Below are 24732 nucleotides of genomic sequence, written 5' to 3'. Positions count from 1 at the left end.
CATCATGACACTTACCAAGGTAAAGGAACGTAGTCTGCTGGGAATAAAAGAGCTTGACCGGTCGGAAATCACTGGGCTGCTGGACAGAACGGCATACTGGGACAATCAGAGCGAGAAGCTAACTCCCATTTTGAACTCGCATTTTATTTCTAACATGTTCTTTGAGAACAGCACACGCACTCGTTTCTCCTTTGAAATGGCAGAGAAACGACTGGGTGCACAAGTACTGAATTTTACGGCTGCAGCTTCTAGTGTAGAAAAAGGGGAGTCGATCTACGATACAGTACGCACACTGGAATCGATGGGGATCGATGCCGGAGTTGTGCGTTTGAAGCCTGCAGGTGTGCTGCAGCAGTTAGCTGAGAAGGTGTCCATACCGCTTATTAATGCGGGTGACGGCAACAATGAACATCCAACACAAGCGCTGCTTGATCTTTACACCATGACCAAAACGTTTGGAGATTTAAAGGGTCTTACGGTTTCTATTATCGGGGACATCATGCATAGCCGGGTAGCACGCTCCAATCTGTGGGGACTTACAAAGCTAGGGGCTAAAGTGCAATTCTGTGCACCGGAGAATATGAAGGCTCCTGAGCTTATGGAATACGCACCTTATGTAACGATAGAAGAAGCTCTTAAAGCAGATGTAGTCATGATGCTTCGTGTGCAGCTGGAACGTCATTCTTCTGGTATCGTACTTTCCGCGGAAGATTACCGCAGACATTATGGTTTAACGGAAGAACGCGCAGCTAAGCTCGCAAAAGATACAATCATTATGCACCCAGCTCCGGTTAACCGGAATGTCGAGATTGATGATGCAGTTGTAGAGAGCAGTCAATCAAGGATTTTTCCGCAAATGTCTAATGGGGTTCCGGTTCGGATGGCAGTTCTCGAAAGAGCTTTATTATAAAGTTCAAAGAATGATGATGAATAAGGACTAATAAATATACACAAACATGAATTTTTATTATATAATAACGAGAGGGCCCGCAGCCGGGATCTGTGGGTAAAGGTAGAATCATGACAGTGATTATTAGAAACGCCAGCGTATTGACTAAGGAAGGCTTGTTAGAGCGGAAACATATTGTACTTGAAGAAGGTGTGATCTCGGCCTTAATCGATGGAAATGAAGCTGCTCCAGAAGCTGGAGAGATCATTGATGCTGAAGGTAAGCTGCTCATTCCAGGACTCATTGATATGCATGTGCACTTACGCGAACCGGGATTTGAACACAAGGAAACCGTGGAAACCGGAAGTCGTTCGGCTGCCAAAGGCGGATTTACAACCATCGCTTGTATGCCTAATACCCGTCCAGTAACAGATACCCCGGAAATCGTACAATTTGTCAAAGACAAAGCGCGTGAAGCAGGACTCGTTAAAGTCCTTCCTTATGCAGCCATTACGAAAAATGAGCTCGGACGTGAGCTGACTGATTTTGCAGCGCTTAAAGAAGCTGGAGCTATTGGTTATACCGATGACGGCGTGGGCGTGCAAAGTGCTCAAATGATGAAAGATGCTATGAACATCGCCGCAGCACTGGATATGCCAGTCATTGCTCACTGCGAGGATAATTCACTGGTTGAAGGCTGCTGTGTAGCCGAAGGTGAGTTCGCAAGAAAGCATGGCCTGAAAGGAATTCCAAATGAGTCAGAAGCCATCCATGTTGGACGCGATATTTTGCTGGCTGAAGCGACAGGCGTTCATTACCATGTGTGCCATGTAAGTACTGAACAATCGGTGCGACTGATTCGCCAAGCGAAAGAAATCGGCATTAAAGTAACTGCTGAAGTGTGTCCGCATCACTTGCTGCTCTCTGAAGAAGATATTCCAGGCCTTGATGCCAATTGGAAAATGAACCCGCCGCTTCGCTCCCGCCGCGATGTTGAAGCATGTATCGAAGGTTTGCTTGACGGCACACTAGATATGATTGTTACGGATCATGCGCCGCATAGTGAGGAAGAGAAGGCTAAAGGCATGCAACTTGCACCTTTTGGTATCGTTGGATTCGAAACAGCTTTCCCACTACTATACACAGCGTTTGTAGCAACAGGGAAATGGGATTTATCCTTACTAGTACAAAGAATGACTGCTGATCCTGCACGGGTATTCAGACTGAACACCGGTGTGATGGATATCGGAGCTCCTGCAGATTTGACACTGATTGATTTGGAGCAGGAGAAAGAAGTAGACCCAGGATCTTTCGCAAGTAAAGGACGGAATACTCCTTTCGGTGGCTGGAAGCTTAAGGGCTGGCCAGTAATGACATGGGTAGACGGCAAAGCCGTATGGACTGAGAAAAACTAGCGGACTGGTGGGGCGGAGTTGCTGATCTTTACGGATGCAGCGATTGTGTACACGTTCACTCCGGAAGGCTTGTAAGGCATAAGCATTAGACTACAGAAACAAGAAGGAGTGGAATGGAATGCAGGCGAGATTGCTGCTGCAAGACGGAACTTTATTTACAGGTACCGCATTTGGCGCTGAGGGCGAAAAGACAGGCGAGGTTGTTTTTAATACAGGAATTACAGGATATCAAGAGGTGCTGTCTGACCCTTCATATTGCGGACAAATCGTTACAATGACTTACCCATTGATCGGGAACTACGGGATTACTCGGGATGACTTTGAATCTGTTCGACCTTTCGTACACGGCTTTGTAGTGCGCCGTCATGAAGAGGTACCTAGTAACTGGCGTGCTGAATATAGTGTGGACGACTTGTTGAAAGAATACGATATTCCAGGGATCAGCGAGATTGATACTCGGATGTTGACTCGGATTATTCGCCACTACGGAACAATGAAAGCGATCCTGACCACCTCTAACAAACGTGTAGAGGAACTGATGGAAATGATGGGAAATACTACGATTGAGGAATTGCGCAATCAGGTAGCTCGTACATCAACTGCAAGTTCGTACAGCAGCCCAGGCAACAAAGAAAGAATTGTACTTGTGGATTACGGTGCGAAGGCTGGTATCCTACGTGAGCTTAACGAACGTGGTTGTGATGTTGTTGTAGTGCCACATGATGTAAAAGCGGAAGAAGTTCGCCGTCTGAACCCAGATGGTATCCTACTGTCCAACGGCCCTGGGGACCCTAAAGATGTACCTCACGCTGTCAAGACGATTTCCGAATTGCTTGGTGAATATCCGATCTTCGGCATCTGCCTTGGTCATCAGTTGTTTGCACTTGCTTGTGGAGCGGATACAGAGAAGCTGAAATTCGGTCACCGCGGTGGGAATCACCCTGTGAAGGAACTGGAAAGCGGACGCTGCTTCATCACTTCCCAGAACCATGGTTATACCGTGAATGAGGAATCTGTGAAGAACACTGAACTAGAAGTTACTCACATTAATAATAATGATAAGACTGTTGAAGGTATTAAACATACACGTTACCCAGCATTTTCGGTGCAATATCATCCAGAAGCGGCGCCAGGACCACATGACAGCAGCTACTTGTTCGATCGCTTCCTCCAATTGATTGCCGATCATAAAGCAAAGACACCTGTTGTTTCACGTCAGGCACAACTTGCGGCAAACGCCAGAATCACGGCGCCAAAAACTAACTTACAGCTTGAAGCCGTGAAAGGAGCTCTATAACATGCCAAAGAACGATAAACTTAAAAAAATACTAGTGATCGGTTCCGGACCGATCGTCATCGGCCAAGCAGCGGAGTTTGACTACGCAGGAACTCAGGCTTGCCAAGCCCTTAAAGAAGAAGGCGTGGAAGTCGTACTGATTAACAGCAATCCAGCAACGATTATGACAGATACAAATATTGCAGATAAAGTGTACATCGAGCCTATTACGCTTGAATTCGTAACTGCGATTATTCGCCAAGAGCGTCCAGATGGATTGCTTCCAACGCTGGGCGGTCAAACTGGCCTAAATATGGCTGTAGAATTGGCTCGTGCAGGTGTACTTGAGCAAGAGAATGTTAAGCTTCTCGGTACACAGCTTGATTCCATTGAGAAAGCAGAGGATCGCGATTTGTTCCGTGATCTAATGCGTGAATTGGATCAACCTGTACCGGACAGCACCATTATCACTACTGTAGATGAAGCAATGAATTTCGCTGAGGAAATTGGATTCCCTCTGATTGTACGTCCAGCTTATACACTTGGCGGCACTGGCGGCGGGATCTGCGATAACGAAGAAGAGCTGCGTGAAACTGTCAAAGCAGGAATTCGTTACAGCCCGATCGGACAATGTCTGGTTGAGAAGAGTATTGCCGGCATGAAGGAAGTTGAATACGAGGTTATGCGTGATGCTAATGACAACTGTATCGTTGTCTGCAACATGGAAAACTTTGATCCTGTAGGCGTACATACAGGTGACAGTATCGTTGTGGCACCTAGCCAGACGTTATCGGATCGCGAATACCAAATGCTGCGCACAGCTTCGCTCAAAATCATCCGCGCCCTGAATATTGAAGGTGGATGTAACGTACAATTCGCACTTGATCCGCAAAGTTATCAATATTATGTAATCGAAGTAAACCCGCGTGTCAGCCGTTCCTCGGCTCTGGCGTCCAAAGCAACTGGATATCCAATTGCCAAAATGGCTGCCAAAATCGCGATGGGTTACACGCTGGATGAAATCGTCAATCCAGTAACCGGACAGACTTATGCATGCTTCGAGCCAACACTTGACTATATTGTAAGTAAAATACCACGCTGGCCGTTCGACAAGTTCATTCATGCGAACCGTAAGCTGGGTACGCAAATGAAAGCGACAGGCGAAGTAATGGCGATCGGCCGTACTTTTGAAGAATCGATTCACAAAGCGATTCGTTCTTTGGAAATTGGTGTTCACCGGTTCCGTCTGCCAGGTGCAGAGACACTGGAAGAGAGCGTGCTGCGTGAACGTCTTGCGAAGCCTGACGATGAGCGTCTGTTCCTGATTGCTGAAGCTTTCCGTCGTGGTTACGGTTTGCAAGAAATCCAGGATATTACGAACGTGGACTGGTGGTTCCTCTCCAAAATTGAAGGTTTGATTAACTTTGAAGAGGTTATTCGCGGCGAAGAAACGTTGTCTGCGGAAACTCTATACCAAGCGAAACGTAAAGGCTTTACAGACCGTGCGATTGCTGAGATTCGTGCAGAAGGACAAGCGAACGGGAAATTCACCAAAGAAGCTGATGTACGCGCGCTACGTTTGGAGCAAGGTTTAACACCTGTGTTCAAAATGGTAGATACTTGTGCGGCTGAGTTCGAAGCTTCTACACCTTATTACTACTCGACTTATGAGACTGAGAACGAGGTCATTCATTCTGATAAGGAAAAGGTTATCGTGCTGGGATCTGGTCCAATCCGGATCGGTCAAGGGATTGAGTTCGATTACTCCACAGTCCATGCGGTATGGGCCATTCAAAAGGCTGGATATGAAGCGGTTATCATCAATAATAACCCTGAGACTGTATCTACAGACTTTAATACTTCGGACCGGTTGTACTTTGAACCATTATTCTTCGAAGATGTCATGAACGTAATTGCGCAAGAGAATCCGATTGGAGTTATTGTTCAATTCGGAGGTCAAACAGCGATAAACCTTGCGGCACCTCTAAGTGCTGCTGGTGTGAAGATTCTTGGAACTAGCCTTGATAGCATTGATGAAGCTGAGAACCGTAAGAAATTCGAAGCTTTGCTGGCACGCCTTGATATCGCTCAACCGAAAGGCAAGACGGTTACCGACGTGGATCAAGCTGTAGAAACTGCACAATCCCTTGGGTATCCGGTGCTGGTACGTCCTTCCTACGTACTAGGTGGACGTGCAATGGAAATCGTATATAACGATACTGAACTGCTTAGCTACATGGTAGAAGCGGTGAAAGTGAATCCGGAGCATCCGGTATTGATTGACCGTTACATGCTAGGTAAAGAGGTTGAGGTAGACGCGATTTGTGATGGTGAGACAGTAGTTATTCCGGGCATCATGGAACATGTCGAACGCGCAGGTGTTCACTCCGGTGACTCTATCGCCGTATATCCTCCGCAATATCTGGATGAAGGTCTAAAAGAGAAAATCGCTGAGATCACAATTAAAATCGCTAAGGAACTGAAGACGATTGGACTGGTCAACATCCAGTTTGTTATCTATCAGAACGAAGTATACGTAATCGAAGTAAATCCACGCTCCTCGCGTACGGTTCCTTTCCTGAGTAAGGTGACAGGAATTCCAATGGCGCATTTGGCAACCAAAATCATTCTCGGCAGCAAGCTGAAGGATGACGGTTATACAGAAGGGTTGTGGCCGGAAAGCGATTATGTATCGGTTAAAGTGCCAGTGTTCTCTTTTGCCAAACTGCGCAGAGTAGAACCTACACTCGGACCTGAAATGAAATCAACCGGTGAAGTTATGGGCCGTGATAAGTTGTATGCAAAAGCTTTATACAAAGGTCTGATCGGAGCAGGGATGAAAATTCCAGCTACTGGCGCTATCATCGTTACGGTGGCAGATAAAGATAAAGCAGAAGCTGTAGAACTTATGAAAGGCTTCCACTCCATGGGTTACAAAATCATTGCAACTGGAGGCACGGCACAAGCGCTTGAAGAAGCAGGCCTCAACGTAATGAATGTAAACAAGCTGGATGAAGGTGCGCCAAACATTCTCGACTTGATTCGTGGTGGGCAAGCTAACTTCGTCTTTAATACACTGACTAAAGGCAAAACGCCAGAACGTGATGGGTTCCGTATCCGCCGTGAAGCGGTTGAGAATGGCGTCGTATGTATGACTTCACTGGATACAGTGACGGCACTTCTCAGAATGCTGCAGACGATTAACTTCTCGTCACAGTCCATGCCTGCTTTTGTCGGACAATTGAACTAATCTCATAAAGATGCATAGGGCGGTTTGCGTTTACGCAGACCGTTCCGCTATGCCTAGGGTCTAATAAATAAAGGGTGTGGATGTAGTCTGCACTGGATAGGAGCATGGTTATGGGAGTAGGAGAAGTAGAGTGGAAAGCAATGGCGAATCGTCTGATGATCGCTTTGGATTATCCTGATGTGACTGGAGCAAGAGCCTTGATCGATAAGCTGGAAGGAATTCCTTGCTATATGAAGGTAGGCATGCAGCTGTTCTATGCGGCAGGACCAGAATTTATTCAAGAGCTGAAATCTCGTGGCTATTCTGTGTTCGTTGACGTGAAAATGCATGATATCTCTAACACGGTAAAAGGTGGCGCTCAAAGTCTTACAAATCTTGGCGCTGATATGTTTAACGTACACGCGGCAGGGGGCTCAGCCATGATGGCTGCAGCACGCGAAGGAGCGGCTTCAGCAGTTAGTGCTAATGCTGCCCTTAAGATGCCTTTGATTATTGCAGTTACCCAGCTAACCAGTACGAGTCAAGAAGTGATGAATAACGAAATTGGGATCGCTGGAGAGGTAGCGGATACTGTGGTAAGATACGCCAAGCTGGCTGCCGATGCGGGTCTAGATGGTGTAGTAGCGTCGCCACAAGAGTCCGCAGCTATCGCAGAAGCTTGCGGCCCAGCATTTTGCACGGTTACACCGGGTATCCGGCCAGCAGGTGCTTCCTTGGACGATCAGTCCCGGGTTATGACACCTGGAAAAGCCATTCGTCAGGGTAGTCACTACCTTGTTGTAGGACGGCCGATTACAGCTTCACCAGATCCACGTCAAGCAGCACTAAACATTATTGAGGAGATGACCCTAGCATGAGCTCATTAAATAGAAGTGAACAAGTAGCAAGTTATCTGTTGGAGATTGGAGCAGTAGCACTGCGTCCCCAGGAGCCTTTTACATGGACCTCTGGTATCAAATCGCCGATCTATTGCGACAATCGTCTGACTATGGCTTACCCAGAAGTTCGTAACTATATTGCAGATGCCTTCGCGCAGCTTATTAAGAGCGAGTATCCGGACGCAGAAGTGATCGCAGGTACAGCAACCGCGGGTATTCCACACGCGGCTTGGGTAGCAGATAAACTGAACCTGCCAATGGCTTATATCCGTGATAAAGCTAAAGGCCACGGCAAGCAGAATCAGATCGAAGGTCTGATTAAACCGGGACAAAAGGTTGTTGTTATTGAAGATCTGATCTCCACAGGTGGAAGCTCCATCAAAGCGGCTCAGGCCGTGCAAGAAGCTGGCGCAGAAGTGCTGGCTGTACTCGCAATCTTCAGCTATGAGCTGGACCGTGCAGTGGATGCTTTTGCTGCAGCTGAAATGCCATTACAAAGCTTGTCCAACTACAGCACATTGATTGATGTGGCTCTTGCACAAGGTAAAATTGAATCGACGGACGTAGAAGTACTGAAATCTTGGAGAAAAGATCCTTCATCATTTGGTGTTTAAGCTTAAATAAATGAGTATAGTTTAGGCGAGCCTCTCACTTTTCAGTGAGGGGCTTTTATTTTTTAACAGACATAACATACTCAACTGTCATCCAAGACACGAATAGTTGTATTTTGTACACTTAAACTAACTTTTCTTAGAGGAATTGGCACTATAGTTGCACTTTGTGCAATTATAATCAGCCTAGTATCTGCCGAAACCTTCTAGTAGTGGAGATCGTGTATCTGCAAAAGCTCCTAGTAACATTTTTATGAGAATAATATGAAGAAATCGTAGTATAACTTTAAACGTCCTGTAACTTCCCTTCTTGATTAAAGCTTTATACTGTTACTAGGATTATGGATTATTTATCCATAAGATGTAGAAGAATCAAGTATTTTATGGGAGGATATAATAATGAATCATATAAACAACAATAAACGGCTGTGGCGCCGCTGGTTAAGCCTTGGGGTATGCGCTGCGCTGATACTACCACTAATCTCTGATGGGTGGAATACGGCTTGGGCTGAGCCTTCTAAGGCTTCAGTGGAGCAACGTGTATTGCGTATTGGGAGTCTATGGTCTGGGGAGGACGATTCGTTTTTTCGTCAGCAGTTTACAGATATGTATGAATTGCAGCATCCAGAAATCAAATTGGAGATTATTCCGGCTATAGATACGAATGACCTTCGGTACAATAACACCTCCTCAGACGCAAGCTCTGACAATTTGGAAAATATCCGGGCGATTATGGGCGGGGATAAGCCTGTTGATGTGATCGTCGGTGATAGCGCATTAGTGAAGAGTTTGGTGGATCATAATCTTGTCCAATCGCTGGAGCCGCTTATAGCGCGTGATCAGTATGATTTAAGCAATATGGCGCCTACGATGCTGAATGGAGTTCGTGAGCTGGGTAGAGGAAGTCTTTTTGCGTTGGCGCCGATCTTCTCGTCTAGTGCGCTTTTTTATAACAAGGGAATCTTTGATGCTGCTGGTGTGGGCTATCCAACGGATAAGATGACTTGGAATGAACTGTTTACGCTAGCAGATAAGGTGACGAAGAAGTCATCTAATAAAGAAACTCGGATATACGGGTTCTCGATGAACCGTTACTTAAGTGATCCATTCTGGGATATGCAGAGCTATGTCGCACCGCTAGAACTTACGATGTACGATAATAAGGGTCAGCACATGACTGTAAATACCACACAGTGGAATCAGGCTTGGACTACTTACAGCCAGTTGGTTAAGAAACAAATTGTACCTGAGCTAAATGGGTTGGATTTTGCAGGAACAGAAGGGAATGCCTACAGTCCAATCCAAGGCGATCTGTTCCTCACAGGTAAAGCAGCAATGGTCGTTGGAGAATATGGTTATCTCAATGAACTGGCGGGAGTGGCCCGTAATGCTGCTAAGATCAAAAATTACAGTCCCATCAAATGGGGTGTGGTTACTGTACCTACCTTTCAGGAAAAACCGGATGTTGCCATTGGAACATGGCTTGGTAATATGATGGCTATTAGTTCTACGGCTACTAATAAGGAAGATGCCTGGGATTTGATTAAGTTCGTCAACAGTAATGAGGTTGCGAAAATCAAAGCCCATAACAAGAGTGAACTGACTTCCCGTAAGGACTATATTACCGCTCAGACCCCTTCTGTAAATTTGGAAGCTTTTTATACGCTTAAGCCTTTACCTGCAACGGATCCTTTATTGATCAGTTTACAGATGCAGAAGCCTGGGATTAGCCGGATTAGTGATGTTGGACGTCAATTATTTATTGATGTTTATCAGGGGAAGAAAACCGTCGAGAATGCACTCAAAGCTTGGGAGAAGCAAGGGAATACCATGCTGGATACACTTGAAAAAGATCCCACGGTCTATTTTGACTCGATCGGTGAATGACTCTGGAATATGCCCTAAGCCACCAGTTTTCTGGTGGCTTATTTTGTGGAACTTGGGCATGATAAGTTCAGAGCGGTGTATCATAAATTTGCGAAAAGGAGAAGAGGGCATCATGAATTGGATATACTTCGCGAAACTGTTCAGGACCAGATTTCAAGCAGGTTGTTTGGCTAAAAGATTGGAGCAAGATGGCTGGATTTACGGTTATCATGACCCGCGTTTTGTAGAAATTTATCGATCCCGTAAGGGAAGGTACGGGGTTAGATTTCTGCCTTGAGAACTTTTATAAATTTTTCCTTGACGTAGACCCGATTTGTACTGTATATTATTTATTGTCGCTGTTTGAATATTTTTTCTGACGCGGGGTGGAGCAGCCCGGTAGCTCGTCGGGCTCATAACCCGAAGGCCGCAGGTTCAAATCCTGCCCCCGCAACCAATTTATTTACAACAGCAATTCTACATTCGGATATTTTTAGATCCGGGCCCTTAGCTCAGTTGGTTAGAGCGGTCGGCTCATAACCGATTGGTCGGGGGTTCGAGTCCCTCAGGGCCCACTTATCAAAAACCCTTACTTTGTAAGGGTTTTTTGCTGTCTATAGGATTAGTGATATAAAGAAAATAGGATTGGGAAAGGCCGGGATTTTAAGATTGCTAACGGATTTGCTAACGAGAGTTATTTTTCTGCAGTTTCGAGCTGTTTTTCAGCGTATTTATTCAGTTCTTCTTCAATTTTGTCAACGGCCTCTTCCTGCATGATTGGGAGTAGGTGTGAGTATCGTTCGTTGAACATCGCAGGAGTTATACCCAGTCGTTCAGCAGCTACCTTTGGATTTATATAACCCCCGCCAGGGTAGCAACATACTAAATCATTATCCTCATATGAGTCTCCATATTCTTTTTTATAAGCCTCGATTTGCTTGTAGCGTTCCTTAAGGTCATCAATAATATTCTGAAAAAGTTTTACCCGTCGTATGGAATCATTCGTTTTCGGGCGTTGAATGACTAAACCATCACGTGTCCAGTTGGCCGTCTGGATCACCTTGAGTTCTTTCTTTTCGAAGTCGATATCACCCCAGCAAAGTCCAAGGATCTCACCACGTCTCATTCCAATATAAATTGCCAATGAAAACACAATAGACGGGCGGGCGCCTCATCAAGCTAACAGGCAGTAAAGTTTAACTTAAAATAAACTTTCCGTTTCCCGCAGTTAACTTAAGGTGTACTCTGAAAGCACCTTTTTTTGAAGGTGATACTCATCAAGAACCGTATTTATGAAGGAGTGACTTAATGCAAGCTACTAAATCTATAATAGAGTGTCCAGAGCGAAACGATAGTTGAATCTACAGAGGGATGGTATCAAACATGGACTATGAAATCAAAATAGCAACCTTGGAACATAAAGAAATACTCAGCAACCTGTTACAATTCTATATTTATGATTTCTCAGAATTTATGGAGTTGCAGTTTGAGGCAAACGGTAAGTATGCTAATTATCCAATTGATGAATATTGGTCTAAAGACCCCAATTATCCATATTTAATCAGTCTCAATGGGAAATTTGTTGGATTTGTCTTAGTCAAATTAAAAAATCGGGAAGAAGATGACGCATATTTTTCTATTGCTGAATTTTTTATTGCGAAGAAGTATCGTAGGCTGGGATTAGGGAGAATGGTTGCTAAAGATATATTTGATATGCACCAGGGAAAATGGGAAGTTTACCAAATAGATAACAACAAGCCTGCTCAACTCTTTTGGAAAAAGGCAATAGAAGAATATACAGGAGGAAAATTTACTGAGCGAATTGAAGTAGGAAGAAGAACACAAGTATTCATTAGTTAATGCGAGGTTCTTAATATTAATGGGGGTTGCTGGTTGACAAAAATGATAATTTTGTTGGTTATTCTTGCTATCATTACTGCTGTTTTTGTATTCAAAGTTTTATCTAGAAAGAAGAGTTACCCTCCCCAAAGTATAGTAATTGATCCACTTAAGATTACGATCCAGGACATAGACCGAATGGAAGACGGAACTGGCTTTGTAGAATATCTGTATCGTTTATTTTTGGCCATGGGTTATAGTGATGCATATAAAACGAGAGGAGGCAGAGATTTTGGATCTGACTTAGTGTTTACAGACGGGGAGGGGGTTCGAAATGTTGTTCAGGCAAAGTGTTATTCTTATCCAGTAAGGTTAGAAGCTGTTCAAGAGATCTATAGTTCCATGAGATATTACATGGCAAAAAAGTCCATGGTAATATCCTCAAATCAATATACCTCAGCCTGTGAAGAACTTGCTAGTTATAACGCCGTAAGATTACATAGTAGAAGTGACCTTATAGAAATTATAAACTTTTTCAAGTCAGGGCAGATTGATAAAGCAAAGGATATCCTTGAGTCAGAGCCCAGGATTATACTGGAGTCATGGGATGATAAAGTAATTAAGAAGGACTTCAAAGTTGAAAACGATGGGTTGCGAAGAAATAGATAGTTCTTAGAACAAGGAGCTTTTATACTGATGAACCATGAAGATTTTCAATACAGAAATACATACTTTTTCGTAGGGAATCAAACGATTCTATGGATCACCATACTTGGCTTTGTGTTGTTAGGATTTGTATTGTTTTATTTGATTAAGAAATACATAAAGCAGAGAAAATGAGACCAGGTATTTTAATACATAGGAGTACTGTTATGAAGAAAATATTCAAAGAATTTGGTGTCCATTTTTGTGCGGCAACTATTCTTCTAGGTATTTCTTTATTGTTCAATAATTATGATGTTGCGAATGAGGAACAACAATCTTTGATGGTTGTAATGATGTGTGGAGCCCTCATATTTATTGGTGGATATAACTATTTGAAAAACAGAAAAGGTGTTGTTGTGATGATCGTAGGAGTTATTGTATTAGGATTAGCGCTTTGTACCTTATCTTTTTAGAAGTGATCATGTTGAGTAATATATACAAAGTCCTAAAGACAGACACTGAATTTCTAACGACTGCTTTTTCACAGTCTCAAATGGATATACTTGAACGTCGTGGTGATCTAGCTAGCTGTATATTTGATTGTGAAGGTCCAGTACAAAAATGGAGCCCAGTCAGCGTTAAGGTCGCAGACGCTTATTACATGAGAAATGAATTTGAATTTAGAATGATATTGGCATAAGCATGTATAAAAAATCCCCCGTCAACCTTAACGGGGGATTTTTTTTATTTAATTAATTTAGTAATGAAATTAAGTTCAGTGAAATGTTCATTATATTTTTCCTGCATTATGCAGTACATTCAGGTAATATTCATAATGAGGATTGCCCAGTACGCAATATTCATTTGGAATACCCTTTAGTATAATTAGATCATTCAGAATTTTTTGAGACAAACCTTGCATAGTAAATGAAGATATAGAGTTGTTATCTACACTTTCTAGTACAATATTGATTCGTCTCCCTTCTTGTATATCTTTCCATATAAGTTCACTTTCAGATTTGTCTGACGATCCTCTATTATCCAAACTATTAAGATATAAGATCATTTCAGATAAATCCTGTTTCTCTTCCTGAGTGTAAATTGAATAAAGTAACTTTGTGTCCACTATTTTATAGCATTTTGCAATGTGGTCGTACTTTGCGTCTGGATCATTTTGTAGATTTTTAAAATCATCTTTACTTAGTTCAATTGCATTGTAATTTTTTTGAAGTAACTGTCCTGCTTGGTCTAAAGTGTAATTTGATGGTAGACCAGATGCTTTGAAATTTTCATCTAATTGTTTTAGCATTATATCTCCTTAAAAGAAAGAATGTCCTCCAACTCTATTATGCGTATGATAATGGATGTAGTAAAAATTACCTGGAAGCTGATCACAAGTTAACTCTGGACCTAAAGGTGTATTCCCACCACCCGCCAATCTTGCAACCGCATCTGCTAATGGTGCGCTTGTAGATCAGACATTTTTGGTATTTATGGTAAATATAGGATTTACTATCCTTGCAGCTGCTTCTGACAAGTCTATTGCGTTACCCACATAAAGATTTCCACTTAAAATTCGAGCTGTATAGTGATGGTATCTTTGATCTTTCTTTAAGATATCTCTTACTTCGTTAATCACACTAATAGTTTCGTACGCTACAACTAAGGCTGCTCCTATACTAAGCAAATACCCAAGCAAAGCTTCTCCAATAATAACACCAATCGGTATTACAAAGGAAGCTTGTAATTTATCCTGTTCAATCAAAAAACTCTCATTAGTTTCTAAATTTGTAAATGTAGCATTCATTTCTCCATCGTCATTAATACTATGTATCAATACTTCATAGACTGTTTCGTTTGAGGATCCATCTTCTGATTTTTCGTTTGTTACTAGTGTCATCTCTGCTTCTTTTTTATCTACAGTCATAACACCGACTATATCTGAGTCATTTTGTTCAGTTTTTCCAAAACTGCGGAACATATCGGAATTGCCATTAGAATATCTTGCTTCAACTTCCACTTTATTTTCATCTTTAGTTATAACATGAAAACTAGGAGATATTTCGTCTGACCGTTCACTCTTAGCATATGCTTGTGGCTGAATTACGAAACAAAACATAATAGCAAAGGTGAGTAGGGTTGAAATAATAGGCTTAATAATAGATCTTTTTTTATTCAATTTTATCCCTCTTTCATTTAGTTAGTTAGATAAGGAACCGTTTCCATAAACACCATAAACATTGTCGTAGCCTTTGTTGCCCAGATCCTTTGAATGGCTCGTTAAATCATTTTTAATAAAAGTATTAATATTTTCGTTCTTAGAATAGTCGTTAATCAGGAGTAGATTTGCAATAGTTCCAGTGATATGAGCAGTAGCAAAAGAAGTCCCGTTATAAACAGCATATTGGTCATTTGGAGCCAAGCTAAGAATATCTTTGCCAGGTGTACTAAAGTCAACTTTTCCTCTAGACGCTAGGCTAAAAATATTTTCTGTGCTGTCTATCCCTGTAACGGAAATAACCTTCTTATATGCTGCTGGAAACTCAACCTCAGAACCCATCTTATTACCCACCGCAGCAACAACAATAACTCCATGTTTGAGTGCTTTCTCAACGGCTGTCTTTAATTGTGGATCATCTCTCATAATTCCAAAACTCATATTAATAATATCCGCATCGTGATCGATAGCCCATTCAATACCTCTCACAAAACTCTCAAATTCACCTTTACCTTCATCGTTTAAGACTTTAATAGATAAAATCTCAACATGAGGGGAAACCCCTACTAATCCGAATTCATTGTCGTTTGCAGCAATGATACCTGCTATTGCAGTTCCATGACCTAATTTATCAAAAACTGGCTCTTCCAAGTCAACAGCATTGTATTGAATTATGGATGTGTTTTCTAAATCTTCATGTTGTTCATCAATTCCACTATCCATAATAGCTACTTTAATCACTTTAGAGAATTTGTTAGTTAAGGTGTACGAGATCTTTTGATTTTGATAGAGAACTCCCCAAGGTACTTGCTGTTTCTTATCAAAATTGATGACGCTGGCTTCTTTAGGGCTAACTATTTGATAATGGATATCACTAGAATGTTTGAAAGATGAAAATGCTAAACAGAAGAAAACTGTAAAGATTATTAATACCAAAATTGAAATTTTATATCTATTACATAAATTCAAAAGGCAGGGAATTAGGAAGGCTGGAATTTTGAGCTTGCTAACGGATGCACTGATACCAGATTTATCGCCATGCGCTTGCAGGGATAGTTTAAATCTTTTGAATGCACTAAAGAGCAGAGGGATTTAATAAATCTTAAATAGAGGTCTGACATTCATTTGAAAAAAGTGCTATAATTATTAAATCAGTGTGTAGAGATATTGGTCTTTTTATTGGGCCAAAAATATATGTCTCATGATACGTCTGCCATCTGAAATATGATTCACGGAGATGACAAACATGCATGGAGACACAAGACTGCCCAGAAACGGAAAAGAAGGTATATTATTTTTACTCATTATTTCAATCATTTCAGTAAACACTATTGCCCCTATTATTGTGGGGTTGGAACGGGGCTTCAGTAAGGAAGTGTATATAGATACACTAAAGGTTATTCCGTTTATGTGGATGATCGTAGTTTTATCCGTAAGATTAGTTGCCGGGCCGATTGTTGGGAAAGTGATGCCGAAATTCATGGGACAAACCGATGGATTTAATGCTAGGGTGCTGTTGAATACTTTATTGAATGTTACGGTGTTATCTATTTTACTATCGATAATCGGTACATGGGTTGGGACGAAACAAATAAGTCTAGAGCCACTTAAAAACTTCCTTCATATCTGGCCAAGAAACTTTGGTATAGCATTTTGGATTGAACTGTTGGTTGCTCAGCCGATAGCAAGATTTGCGATGAAAACATTACACACAAGACAGGATCGTAAAACAGAAAGTGTAAATGCGTAACTTGCTGAAACGTTGTATACGAATAAGAATCTCAGGAACGTCCATGGTGGGCGTTCTTTTTTTGAGTCCCGTTATCATAGCAGTATTGAACATGTAAAAGAGCCATCATAGGATTAATCTACAACGGCTCTTTTATACTTAGAATCTGATATTCTGACATGACGCAATGCAAACCATGCAGCCAACACAAAGAGGGCGCTGTCGCAAAGCCATGAAATGGTTTTGCAGCAACGCCTTTTTTTGTATCCAGCTAGACTTTTCTAATGGGTATGGTGCCCGAAAAGTTGTCCCAATCGTTGTTCCTATCGCTATACTTTCGGTTTCCGACCATCATTCTTATGGTTTCATACTATCCCATAGCAGCTGGAATGCCCCGGACTCGACCTCGAAGAATACAGGTGCCTGACCGTAACGTACTAGCCCTTGACCAAACAGCGTCAGCTCTACCCGGGCGTTGTCTTCCAGCTGGAGATAGAGAACCTTGCGGTCTTCGCTGTCGTAGATGCCTTGCGCGATAAGAGGCTCTGCTGCCAGCGGTTTGGCTGCTTGGAGTGCCTTCAAGAAGCCATTAAGTGCCTCGTCGTCAGCGAGCGGTGTGTACTGCTGCTGTCCGTTGTTCCAGCTGTCGAAGCTTTCCCACTGTGCGGAAGTAATTCTACCTTCCAGATTTAGCTTGCCAAATAGATCAGCGCCGCTGTTTACGGTGATCCCGTTTGTATGCTCATACAGTTCGGCGAATACCTCGCCGTTGATTTCCAAATAGGACATAATCAGGAAATTGGAATCATATCCCTTCACGGAATAGATATCCGTTTCGCCAATGTTAGAAGCCAACTCAATATATTTGTCTTTACCGCTCCATTCATCGATGCCACCTGTAGTACGTCCCAGCTTGTCACCACGCAGAGCGGCAGCATCGGCTGCGTTGATTCGAGTCGCAGACTGTGTATAAATGTTATCTTTATATACGACTAGAGCGATCATATCTGCCATAACGCCAGATTTGGTATCTGGCAGTTCCAACTTGGGGATAACAATGCTTCCGGACGCATTTATGCCAGAATTGTCTGGTTGGCTTGGACCTGGAGTTACCTGAGCGATTTGCCCTTGAGTACTCTGGCCGTTTAACTGCTGCCATATATTAGGTGCAGCTAAGCCGATCCCGGCGGCGAGGACGATACTTGCCGCGATATAAACCGTCTTGCGTGGACGTTTCCGTTCCTGCTGTTGCTCCAGTTTGTCTATCAATTCTTTTTTCATCTCTTCACCTGGTTTCATAGAATCCACCGCTCTCTTGTATGATGTTCGAAACTGATCTTCTTTCATTGTGATTCCACTCCTTCCAGCTCCAGTTTTAACAGTTGCCGTCCCCGTTGAAGTCTCATCTTCACGGCAGACTGACTAATCTGCAGAATCTTGCTGATTTCCTGGATGGGATAGTCCTCGTAATAATAAAGATGGATTACGGTTTTATACTTCATAGGCATCGCCATAACTAACTGCAGTAGAGCCAAATCCTCGGGGGTGTCTACCGCAATCGGCTCAGCATTTTCCAGCTTAACCTCGCGCTTGCGCCAGCCTCTGCCCAGTAATGTTTTACAATGATTGGTGATTACTCGGATCAGCCATGCTTTCTGATGTTCAGCGTCTATGAACTTTGGTGCTTTTTCTATCAGTTTGATGAAGGTGTCCTGAGTGGCCTCTTCGGCATCTTGGCGGCTGCCTAAATGGACCAAAGCAATCCGGAACAGCATATCTGCGTAGATTTCGTAACTCTTTATCACATGATTTCCCGGCCGGGTCATGGATCGTTGCATGATTCTATGCCCCCTTTACCTATAACACCATTTAGGACGGCATTTGGTCACATTATGTTCCTGAGAAAATTTGTTAGCGTCTAGATCAAGGGTTAGAATCTAAAAAAGGCGCGATTGCCCCAGCAGCCATATCATGACTACTGAGACAATCGCGCCTTTATAATAGAAGTTCCCCTTTACGGGAGGCCCTCCTCAATATGTTTATATGTATAGTTTGGATCAAACCTTTTTACAAGAGCCATGCTATATTGATAAATCCGATCCTTCTCTTTTCGATAAAAGTATCTTGCGTTAGGTTCATCTGCAAAAATCACCGTTGTACTTACGACGGGAGCCTTACTAATCTGGGTGTGTACTTTATAAAGATCTTCATTCTTATAATCTCTCGTAGCTACCAAATAATGAATCACTTCATTGTCCATATGATTTCGGAAGGCCTGAAGCGCTAAAGAAGCGACTCCATATACAATAACGAAGGTAATAAGGATTATTTTTGTTCTTTTCTTCATTAATTCCCTCCATTTAGCTAAAATGTATATATTATAAGATAATATATTGTGACTGGTATGTCATATCTATTGTATCTTGTAATCTACACATTAGAAGGGTGGAGAGAAAGATGACGCAGCAAGAAGAAAAAATACAGGAGCTGGAGCGGCGAATTAAGGTATTGGAGAATCATACTAGTCCCAGCCTACCAGGTCTCAGAATCTTATGGTTTATTATTTGGGGAGTTGTGGGTATGTTCCTCATTCTAATTCTTATTGGTTTGATTCAATTTGTCGCATAACAGAGCTTATAATTACAAATAAGGCAGCAAATTTCCTGCCGATAGTTAAACCCGCGTAGGTAAAGAATTGCCTGGGTATACTATACTTGCTGCCTTTTTATTATGAACTTACACAAATCATCTTCAGTCTTCTTTGGGTTCTTGCAATAAAATGGAGAAGGTCCCCGTTTCATGATCCACTTCAATCGACTCGATCCCAACAAAATCCGGAATTTCGGGGTGTACTGCATCTACGTTATAATCTGGATGAGTCATCAATAATTCAATTACTTTAATGGCTTCCATATCGATCCCCCTTGCGAGAAATTCCACCCTAATTAATGGTCCTTCATTGCGACTACCCTTATTATCTCCGCAGTCATTATTGAATATGTGTTAATCGTTCTTCGTTTCTTCCCATCACGGCCAATAATTGCCCCTGAAAAACACGTCTTTGAATTTGATCAATCCGCTGTAAAGCCAGCTCGCTTGGCACTTGAAATTCTGCTGCAAGATAGCTGATTGCATCTTCCCGTTGCTCAGGCAATGTCATGCGGGAGATCATGGAGTAGGGCATAGCTGCATAAAGAATAAATCGCTCAGATTCATCCTCCTGTGCCCGCGTAAAATGTTCTGGCATCAATATTTGATCAGTACCATGGCGGAGCAGATGACAGAGCTCATGGAGAAACTCTAGCCGCTGCAGACTGGCTGGAAGCCGGTTGTCAATAAACATGGTGTACATCCCCGCTGATGCTTCGATGCTCTTGCTTCTTACATCCAAATAATGAACCCAAATATTAAGCCGTTCTGCAATATAAGCAATCGAAATTTGCGAAGGCTGAGTAAGGTTCAGACGCTTGTATAAATCTTCTGTCCACTTCTCCAGCGCAGTCATTTGATAATAGGATTTCATGTTATTCATATCATTCACCTCATTCAGAATCAGTTATAGGATCGTATGTTCGCATAAATGAGCAAAAGAAAAGCCCGAAGGCTATGTAAAGTAAAAAACATAAGGACACATAAGAACGAGTGTTCTCGTGTGTCCTTAGCATAAAGCAATTAAACACTAATATCAAGTGTTTTTCCTAAATTCGGAGCAACGCTTTTGCCCAGCATTTCCACCATCGTTTGACTCTGGGTTTCAGCCTGATTTTTGGCAATATTCATGACTTGTATTCCTACATTTTGAGCTAAGGATGCCTGGCTCATTGCCATTGATAATGCGGCTATATCCATATTGCACCTCCTTCGTGTATATCCTGTTTATCGACAGTGCCTACCTAATTCATTAGGTGAATAGCATTTGTTTGCCAGTTCGCCCAAACGGCTTATCTCCTTTTTACATATCTTGTGCTGTAGTCATTAATCATTAGGAGGAATTAATTATGGGAATGGAACATTGTGGTTGTAACGTAGGTCCTGTAGTAAGCCCAGTAAATGTAGGTCCGGTGTGTAGTCCTTTTACTTCAACAGGAGCTATTCTGGTACTCTTCATCTTGCTGGTTATCATCACTAAAGCTTGCTTATTCTAAGCTAGCTGATGCACATTGTAGCCCCATCCGGTATACCGGATGGGGCTATTCTTTTGAAGCACTGTTCACGTTAGCTTATTATTTGAACATAAATTCTACGCGGGTTCCATCCGCATAATCTTCTAACTGATTGCCAACCCAGCTTCCTGCGCCGCGGTTATCTTTTGGGGTTATGTATTCAATGTCGGCCCCTTTGCCGCCTTCATTACACATGGCCATGGGCCATTCATCGCGGTCGTAGCCTTTTTTGGTGGGGATCCCTTTTAAGGATTCTTTGCGGTTGTCTTCAGCCTGCTCACGGTTAATCGTGCACGTCGCGGACTCCCCTTTAGCAATCGCGTCCTGAATGTGCTTAGCAGTCTCAGGATAACGATCTGATGGGAAGATCAGCTGAACAACTTCTGAATCAGATGTGGACGAGGGGGCTGACGGATCTCCGTTCTGTTCATACCAGTAACCGCCCAAAGCAAGTAACACAATAATGATGAGACTGGTGAGTAATTTCTGTATTTTCAAATCTGCTCCTCCTTTTTTGGAACTTAAAATAGTATATCTTATATCATAATGCAGTGCGATTTAATATACTTAGGAAAAATAAGAGGAGGACGGAATTGGATATGGAGTATTTGATTACGATTGAAGATCAGACGCTTATAGCCTCTGCTGAAGATATTATTACTAGACGCTATGAATGGGGAAGACACCATGTAGGGGCGGCGCTCCGTACTAAGACGGGGGAAATCTTTACAGCGGTACATGTAGAAGCTAGCATGGGACGAATTACAGTCTGTGCAGAAGCGATGGTGATTGGAAAAGCGATATCCGAAGGCTACAAGGAATTTGATACGATTGTTGCGGTAAGGCATCCTGATCCGGACAGCGAGGAAAGAGAAATTAAAGTAGTTTCTCCCTGCGGGATGTGCCGTGAGTTAATTGCTGATTACGGGAAGGATTGCAAAGTTATTGTATCCGAGGACGGCCGGTTAGCTAAATATGATATTTCTGAATTACTACCGCTGAGATATACAAGGTAAATTGGAGATTTAGTCAGGAGCCGCCGGGCTCCTTTTTTTATTGAGCCGTGAATTTATTCAGCAGTTCCTTACACTGTCCTAAATTAATTTACAACTTCATGTCCATTCGCTGAGTTCATGTCACTATTGTCCCCATACTATAACTTAAAAAAGTTAAAAGGATGTGAGAGTGGATGGAACAGCGCAATCTTCGAAATATGGTTGATTCGGCATCGAGGTTTGTGAGCGATGTTCAGTGGCAAATCGCGTATCGTAAATTGCAAATGGCTCCGGCGGATTCGGAAACGGTACCTTCTGCTCAGAAATTGTTGAATACCCTTTATTTTCTGCAAGGAAAAGGATGGATTAGTGGACAACATGATTATTTGGAGAGCGCGGATGAGTTCAATGGGAAGCTGAAAAATACTAGCGGGCAATACGCCGCCCTTCACGGCTATGAGCTGGGGGCAATCAATAATCAGACGGCGGCACTAATAGACAATCAGCGGGATTGGGTCGTTAGCAGCGCTATTCGCTGGTATAAAGACGGTGGAATCGTAACGATTAGCTATCACGCACAGTTGCCAGGGACTGCGCCAGCTTGGGATAACGTATCTACGAGCATAAGCAACGCTGATTTTGACAAATATATAACCCCGGGTACCTCTCAGTACAACGCACTGATCGCTGATCTGGATAAGATAGCCCTTTCTTTAAAAAAACTAAATGATGCAGGAGTTCCTGTGCTCTGGCGGCCGTATCATGAAATGAATGGCGGATGGTTCTGGTGGGGGAAGAAGATCAACTACGTGGGACTGTGGAACCTTATGTTTGACCGTTTCACCAGCTATCATAAGCTGCATAATTTATTGTGGGTCTGGAGCCCAAACGCCAAAAATCAGTGGAGTGATGACCCTGCCGAATACTACCCAAGCGGTGACAAAGTAGATGTGCTGGCACTAGATATCTATGATGGGGATTTTAAGGGGAGTCACTATGATAGTCTATGGGATCTGGGTCGTGGAAAAGTGATTGCGATTGGAGAAAATGGAGAGCTACCGTCCCCTGTACTACTATCTAAATCACAGCCTAAATGGTCTTATCAGATGACCTGGGGCAAGCTTCTTTATGAGAAGAATACCGATGCGGTAATTAGAGCCTTTATGAATGACAGCTTTGTATTCACGCGGGAAGAGTATGCTGTTGAGGCGGCAATTGTAGCCGCTAAGGGAGACAGTGTGCTGCAGAGTGGACTATGGGGGCAATATTACAATAATATGACTCTTAGCGGCGCACCTGCGCTGACGCGAACCGATGCTAACATCCAATTTTCGTGGAAACAGGGTTCGCCTGATCCAGCCATTCGTGTCGACGCTTTCTCTGTACGGTGGAGTGGAAAACTGACTGCAGCCTATAGTGAAACCTATACCATTTACTCCTCCTCTGATGACGGGGTACGGGTGTGGATTGATGGAGGGCTGATCATTGATAGCTGGGTGAATCAGAGTGGACAGGAGCGAAAAGGCAGTGTGAATCTTATAGCTGGCAAGCTACATGAAATAAAAGTGGAGTACTATGAGAATGAGGGGGACGCGCGAATTGTATTGCAGTGGGAAAGTCCTAGCCAACCCAAAGGGATTATTCCAGCAGGAGCGTTTTATCTTCCATAAGACGATATCCGAACTGATTCGAGCATCGGAATATTAGCGAAAAAGCCCCGGATTTCGGGGCTTTTTTAATGTGAAAGGTTCTTAGATTTGTTCACGGTAGCTAATGTTGTTGGCGATCTTCTCGTCACGAACAGCTTTGCGCAGAACATCTTTGACGGTTTGGGCATCATGGATTTTTCGGAAAAGAAGCTGAGGCGCTGAGGCATCATCAGAAAATACAGTTAATGTACCGATGCCGAGCATCCGGTCCATGATAGATTGTGCTACGGATAAATCGCGTACACGCAGTAATTCGATTTCTTCGACATTTTTACCGATAAGTCCGGTCTTTACCATAATGCGCTGGCTTGTAATGGTGTACGTAGTCGTGTTTAGGCGTACGATTCCTTTGAGGCGATCAGAGATACTGGCTGGTTTGCCTTTCCAGAGCACGACTTCTTGAGTAGCGTTTGGATTTGCTGATGGACGACGGGTGGTCACTGGAGCAGTTCCGTCAATGCTAGATCCGCATTCTCCACAAAATTTAGCGCCCTGCTTATATTCTGATCCGCAGGTTGTGCAATAAGGCATAAATACTCTCCTTCCCTGATTACAATTGAAATAATTATAACATAATAGTCATTTTACATAAATTTCATTTGCGCTTTACACAAACCGACATTATTCTGTTAAGTGGAGGGATAAATAATGAAAAAAGTGTTACTAATAGGAACGCTAATGCTGACTGTCATCCTTAGCGCCTGCAGCAATAATAATTCAACTTCATCGGCTCCTGCCTCGGAAGAAGAAGTGCAGGAAACCGTGCAAAACTTCTACAATGAAATGTCTAAACTTGATGAATTAGGAAAATCATCCTTAGCGGAGTTCAACGAAGCTATTGCTGCTTATTCAGCAGGAGAACTTTCGGACAGGCAGTTGGAGAAGAAGATTAACGAATTCCAAAAGACCGCAACAGACCTATCCAATCAGGCTGAGAAAGTGAAAATTTCCTCTAGCTTGCCCGAAGACATTCGTAAACTGCTTGATGAGTCCAAAATTGCTTTTCAAAGTGCTTATTCTCTAAAAGAACAGGCCTCTCAAGGTGCTGATTCCGCAGAGGTCACTGCTGAGAAGTTCGAGGAATTGAATCAGAACGCTGACGTCGCGATGCTATACGGCATTTCCAAGCTTAATGAAGCAAGAGAAGCAACAGGACTCATCGATGCTGATGGTCAGTCCACCGCTGAATCAGAGAAAGTTCAAGAATAGATCGAAATTTAGACGCTGAATAGTTCAACTGTCAGCGTCT

General features: G+C 42.9%; 29 protein-coding genes and 2 tRNA genes. 19 read left to right on the top strand and 12 right to left on the bottom strand.

Annotation, left to right across the window (positions count from 1 at the left end; translation table 11 throughout):
- Nucleotides 1–4: 4 nt before the first annotated feature.
- The 10 genes from MKY19_RS22945 to MKY19_RS22900 all read left to right on the top strand — a co-directional run bounded on the left by MKY19_RS22945 (nt 5) and on the right by MKY19_RS22900 (nt 10760).
- Entirely contained in the window at nt 5–910 is a 906-nt protein-coding gene (locus MKY19_RS22945; RefSeq protein ID WP_042190812.1) for an aspartate carbamoyltransferase catalytic subunit, read from the top strand.
- A 110-nt stretch (nt 911–1020) separates the two neighbouring features.
- Entirely contained in the window at nt 1021–2304 is a 1284-nt protein-coding gene (locus MKY19_RS22940; RefSeq protein ID WP_042190810.1) for a dihydroorotase, read from the top strand.
- A 118-nt stretch (nt 2305–2422) separates the two neighbouring features.
- Nucleotides 2423–3601 (top strand): glutamine-hydrolyzing carbamoyl-phosphate synthase small subunit, encoded by a 1179-nt coding sequence (gene carA / locus MKY19_RS22935; protein WP_042190808.1) that lies wholly within the window; start codon nt 2423–2425, stop codon nt 3599–3601.
- Between the two features lies 1 nt (nt 3602).
- Entirely contained in the window at nt 3603–6830 is a 3228-nt protein-coding gene (gene carB, locus MKY19_RS22930; protein ID WP_339266539.1) for a carbamoyl-phosphate synthase large subunit, read from the top strand.
- Between the two features lie 110 nt (nt 6831–6940).
- Nucleotides 6941–7687 carry an orotidine-5'-phosphate decarboxylase gene (gene pyrF, locus MKY19_RS22925; protein WP_339797917.1) on the top strand — a complete coding sequence of 249 codons (747 nt, stop codon included), beginning with the start codon at nt 6941–6943 and terminating at the stop codon, nt 7685–7687.
- The gene (gene pyrE, locus MKY19_RS22920) at nt 7684–8322 is read left to right on the top strand and encodes an orotate phosphoribosyltransferase (RefSeq protein ID WP_042190802.1); all 639 of its coding nucleotides are present in this window, start codon (nt 7684–7686) and stop codon (nt 8320–8322) included. The genes pyrF and pyrE overlap by 4 nt, the downstream gene beginning before the upstream one ends.
- A gap of 396 nt (nt 8323–8718) precedes the next feature.
- The gene (locus tag MKY19_RS22915) at nt 8719–10206 is read left to right on the top strand and encodes an extracellular solute-binding protein (RefSeq protein WP_339797913.1); all 1488 of its coding nucleotides are present in this window, start codon (nt 8719–8721) and stop codon (nt 10204–10206) included.
- A 112-nt stretch (nt 10207–10318) separates the two neighbouring features.
- Nucleotides 10319–10483, top strand: coding sequence for a hypothetical protein (locus MKY19_RS22910; RefSeq protein ID WP_019909365.1), 165 nt, complete (start codon nt 10319–10321; stop codon nt 10481–10483).
- Nucleotides 10484–10565: 82 nt separating this feature from the next.
- Nucleotides 10566–10642 (top strand) — tRNA-Met (locus MKY19_RS22905).
- Between the two features lie 44 nt (nt 10643–10686).
- Nucleotides 10687–10760, top strand: a tRNA-Ile gene (locus MKY19_RS22900).
- Nucleotides 10761–10879: 119 nt separating this feature from the next.
- Here the strand turns inward: MKY19_RS22900 and MKY19_RS22895 are convergent.
- Nucleotides 10880–11338 (bottom strand): site-specific integrase, encoded by a 459-nt coding sequence (locus MKY19_RS22895; protein ID WP_339797909.1) that lies wholly within the window; start codon nt 11336–11338, stop codon nt 10880–10882.
- Between the two features lie 230 nt (nt 11339–11568).
- Between MKY19_RS22895 and MKY19_RS22890 the strand changes: the two genes are divergently transcribed.
- From MKY19_RS22890 to MKY19_RS22880, 3 genes are all read left to right on the top strand, one after another.
- On the top strand, nt 11569–12045 hold the full coding sequence (locus MKY19_RS22890; RefSeq protein WP_339266530.1) for a GNAT family N-acetyltransferase: 477 nt from the start codon (nt 11569–11571) through the stop codon (nt 12043–12045).
- A gap of 42 nt (nt 12046–12087) precedes the next feature.
- Nucleotides 12088–12693, top strand: a complete 606-nt coding sequence (locus MKY19_RS22885) for a restriction endonuclease (protein ID WP_339804466.1) — start codon at nt 12088–12090, stop codon at nt 12691–12693.
- 203 nt (nt 12694–12896) lie between these two features.
- Nucleotides 12897–13142: a hypothetical protein gene (locus MKY19_RS22880; RefSeq protein WP_339797906.1), complete on the top strand. Its 246-nt coding sequence runs from the start codon at nt 12897–12899 to the stop codon at nt 13140–13142.
- Between the two features lie 317 nt (nt 13143–13459).
- Here the strand turns inward: MKY19_RS22880 and MKY19_RS22875 are convergent, their stop codons facing one another.
- From MKY19_RS22875 to MKY19_RS22865, 3 genes are all read right to left on the bottom strand, one after another.
- Entirely contained in the window at nt 13460–13978 is a 519-nt protein-coding gene (locus MKY19_RS22875; RefSeq protein ID WP_339797904.1) for a hypothetical protein, read from the bottom strand.
- A gap of 165 nt (nt 13979–14143) precedes the next feature.
- Nucleotides 14144–14848 carry an SAR2788 family putative toxin gene (locus tag MKY19_RS22870; protein ID WP_339797902.1) on the bottom strand — a complete coding sequence of 235 codons (705 nt, stop codon included), beginning with the start codon at nt 14846–14848 and terminating at the stop codon, nt 14144–14146.
- 21 nt (nt 14849–14869) lie between these two features.
- Entirely contained in the window at nt 14870–15823 is a 954-nt protein-coding gene (locus tag MKY19_RS22865; protein WP_339797900.1) for a S8 family serine peptidase, read from the bottom strand.
- A 310-nt stretch (nt 15824–16133) separates the two neighbouring features.
- Here MKY19_RS22865 and MKY19_RS22860 point away from each other — a divergent pair, with 310 nt between their 5' ends.
- Nucleotides 16134–16637, top strand: a complete 504-nt coding sequence (locus MKY19_RS22860) for a hypothetical protein (RefSeq protein WP_339243098.1) — start codon at nt 16134–16136, stop codon at nt 16635–16637.
- Nucleotides 16638–16973: 336 nt separating this feature from the next.
- On the opposite strand, the gene MKY19_RS22855 is transcribed toward MKY19_RS22860, so the two are convergent.
- The 3 genes from MKY19_RS22855 to MKY19_RS22845 form a co-directional block, all read right to left on the bottom strand.
- Nucleotides 16974–17963, bottom strand: coding sequence for a hypothetical protein (locus MKY19_RS22855; protein WP_339797897.1), 990 nt, complete (start codon nt 17961–17963; stop codon nt 16974–16976).
- Nucleotides 17960–18454, bottom strand: coding sequence for a sigma-70 family RNA polymerase sigma factor (locus tag MKY19_RS22850; protein ID WP_339243095.1), 495 nt, complete (start codon nt 18452–18454; stop codon nt 17960–17962). Before MKY19_RS22850 ends, MKY19_RS22855 begins: the two co-directional genes overlap by 4 nt.
- Nucleotides 18455–18630: 176 nt before the next feature.
- Nucleotides 18631–18963: a DUF3139 domain-containing protein gene (locus MKY19_RS22845; RefSeq protein WP_076299638.1), complete on the bottom strand. Its 333-nt coding sequence runs from the start codon at nt 18961–18963 to the stop codon at nt 18631–18633.
- Nucleotides 18964–19073: 110 nt separating this feature from the next.
- Here MKY19_RS22845 and MKY19_RS22840 point away from each other — a divergent pair, with 110 nt between their 5' ends.
- On the top strand, nt 19074–19244 hold the full coding sequence (locus MKY19_RS22840; RefSeq protein WP_179086700.1) for a hypothetical protein: 171 nt from the start codon (nt 19074–19076) through the stop codon (nt 19242–19244).
- A 123-nt stretch (nt 19245–19367) separates the two neighbouring features.
- On the opposite strand, the gene MKY19_RS22835 is transcribed toward MKY19_RS22840, so the two are convergent.
- The 3 genes from MKY19_RS22835 to MKY19_RS22825 form a co-directional block, all read right to left on the bottom strand.
- Nucleotides 19368–19529, bottom strand: coding sequence for a hypothetical protein (locus MKY19_RS22835; protein WP_179085777.1), 162 nt, complete (start codon nt 19527–19529; stop codon nt 19368–19370).
- A gap of 76 nt (nt 19530–19605) precedes the next feature.
- On the bottom strand, nt 19606–20148 hold the full coding sequence (locus tag MKY19_RS22830) for an ImmA/IrrE family metallo-endopeptidase (protein WP_231573332.1): 543 nt from the start codon (nt 20146–20148) through the stop codon (nt 19606–19608).
- Nucleotides 20149–20288: 140 nt separating this feature from the next.
- The gene (locus tag MKY19_RS22825; protein ID WP_076098563.1) at nt 20289–20465 is read right to left on the bottom strand and encodes a YjfB family protein; all 177 of its coding nucleotides are present in this window, start codon (nt 20463–20465) and stop codon (nt 20289–20291) included.
- Between the two features lie 149 nt (nt 20466–20614).
- Here MKY19_RS22825 and MKY19_RS22820 point away from each other — a divergent pair, with 149 nt between their 5' ends.
- The gene (locus MKY19_RS22820) at nt 20615–20761 is read left to right on the top strand and encodes a hypothetical protein (protein ID WP_156113170.1); all 147 of its coding nucleotides are present in this window, start codon (nt 20615–20617) and stop codon (nt 20759–20761) included.
- Between the two features lie 78 nt (nt 20762–20839).
- Here MKY19_RS22820 and MKY19_RS22815 read toward each other — a convergent pair whose 3' ends face one another.
- On the bottom strand, nt 20840–21271 hold the full coding sequence (locus tag MKY19_RS22815) for a NucA/NucB deoxyribonuclease domain-containing protein (RefSeq protein ID WP_339248645.1): 432 nt from the start codon (nt 21269–21271) through the stop codon (nt 20840–20842).
- A 107-nt stretch (nt 21272–21378) separates the two neighbouring features.
- Between MKY19_RS22815 and MKY19_RS22810 the strand changes: the two genes are divergently transcribed.
- Nucleotides 21379–21795 carry a cytidine deaminase gene (locus tag MKY19_RS22810; RefSeq protein WP_339248644.1) on the top strand — a complete coding sequence of 139 codons (417 nt, stop codon included), beginning with the start codon at nt 21379–21381 and terminating at the stop codon, nt 21793–21795.
- Between the two features lie 173 nt (nt 21796–21968).
- Complete coding sequence (locus MKY19_RS22805; RefSeq protein WP_339797891.1) at nt 21969–23444, top strand: glycosyl hydrolase; 1476 nt, start codon at nt 21969–21971, stop codon at nt 23442–23444.
- A gap of 81 nt (nt 23445–23525) precedes the next feature.
- On the opposite strand, the gene MKY19_RS22800 is transcribed toward MKY19_RS22805, so the two are convergent.
- Nucleotides 23526–24014: a PH domain-containing protein gene (locus MKY19_RS22800; RefSeq protein WP_339797888.1), complete on the bottom strand. Its 489-nt coding sequence runs from the start codon at nt 24012–24014 to the stop codon at nt 23526–23528.
- A 117-nt stretch (nt 24015–24131) separates the two neighbouring features.
- Between MKY19_RS22800 and MKY19_RS22795 the strand changes: the two genes are divergently transcribed.
- Nucleotides 24132–24692, top strand: a complete 561-nt coding sequence (locus MKY19_RS22795) for a hypothetical protein (RefSeq protein WP_149646645.1) — start codon at nt 24132–24134, stop codon at nt 24690–24692.
- Nucleotides 24693–24732 lie beyond the last annotated feature (40 nt).

Origin of the sequence: Paenibacillus sp. FSL R5-0744 (assembly GCF_037972555.1) — a bacterium.
Taxonomy (GTDB): Bacteria; Bacillota; Bacilli; order Paenibacillales; family Paenibacillaceae; genus Paenibacillus_AQ.
Note: the sequence above shows the minus strand (reverse complement) of the source record. Positions and strands in the feature narration are given on the sequence as shown.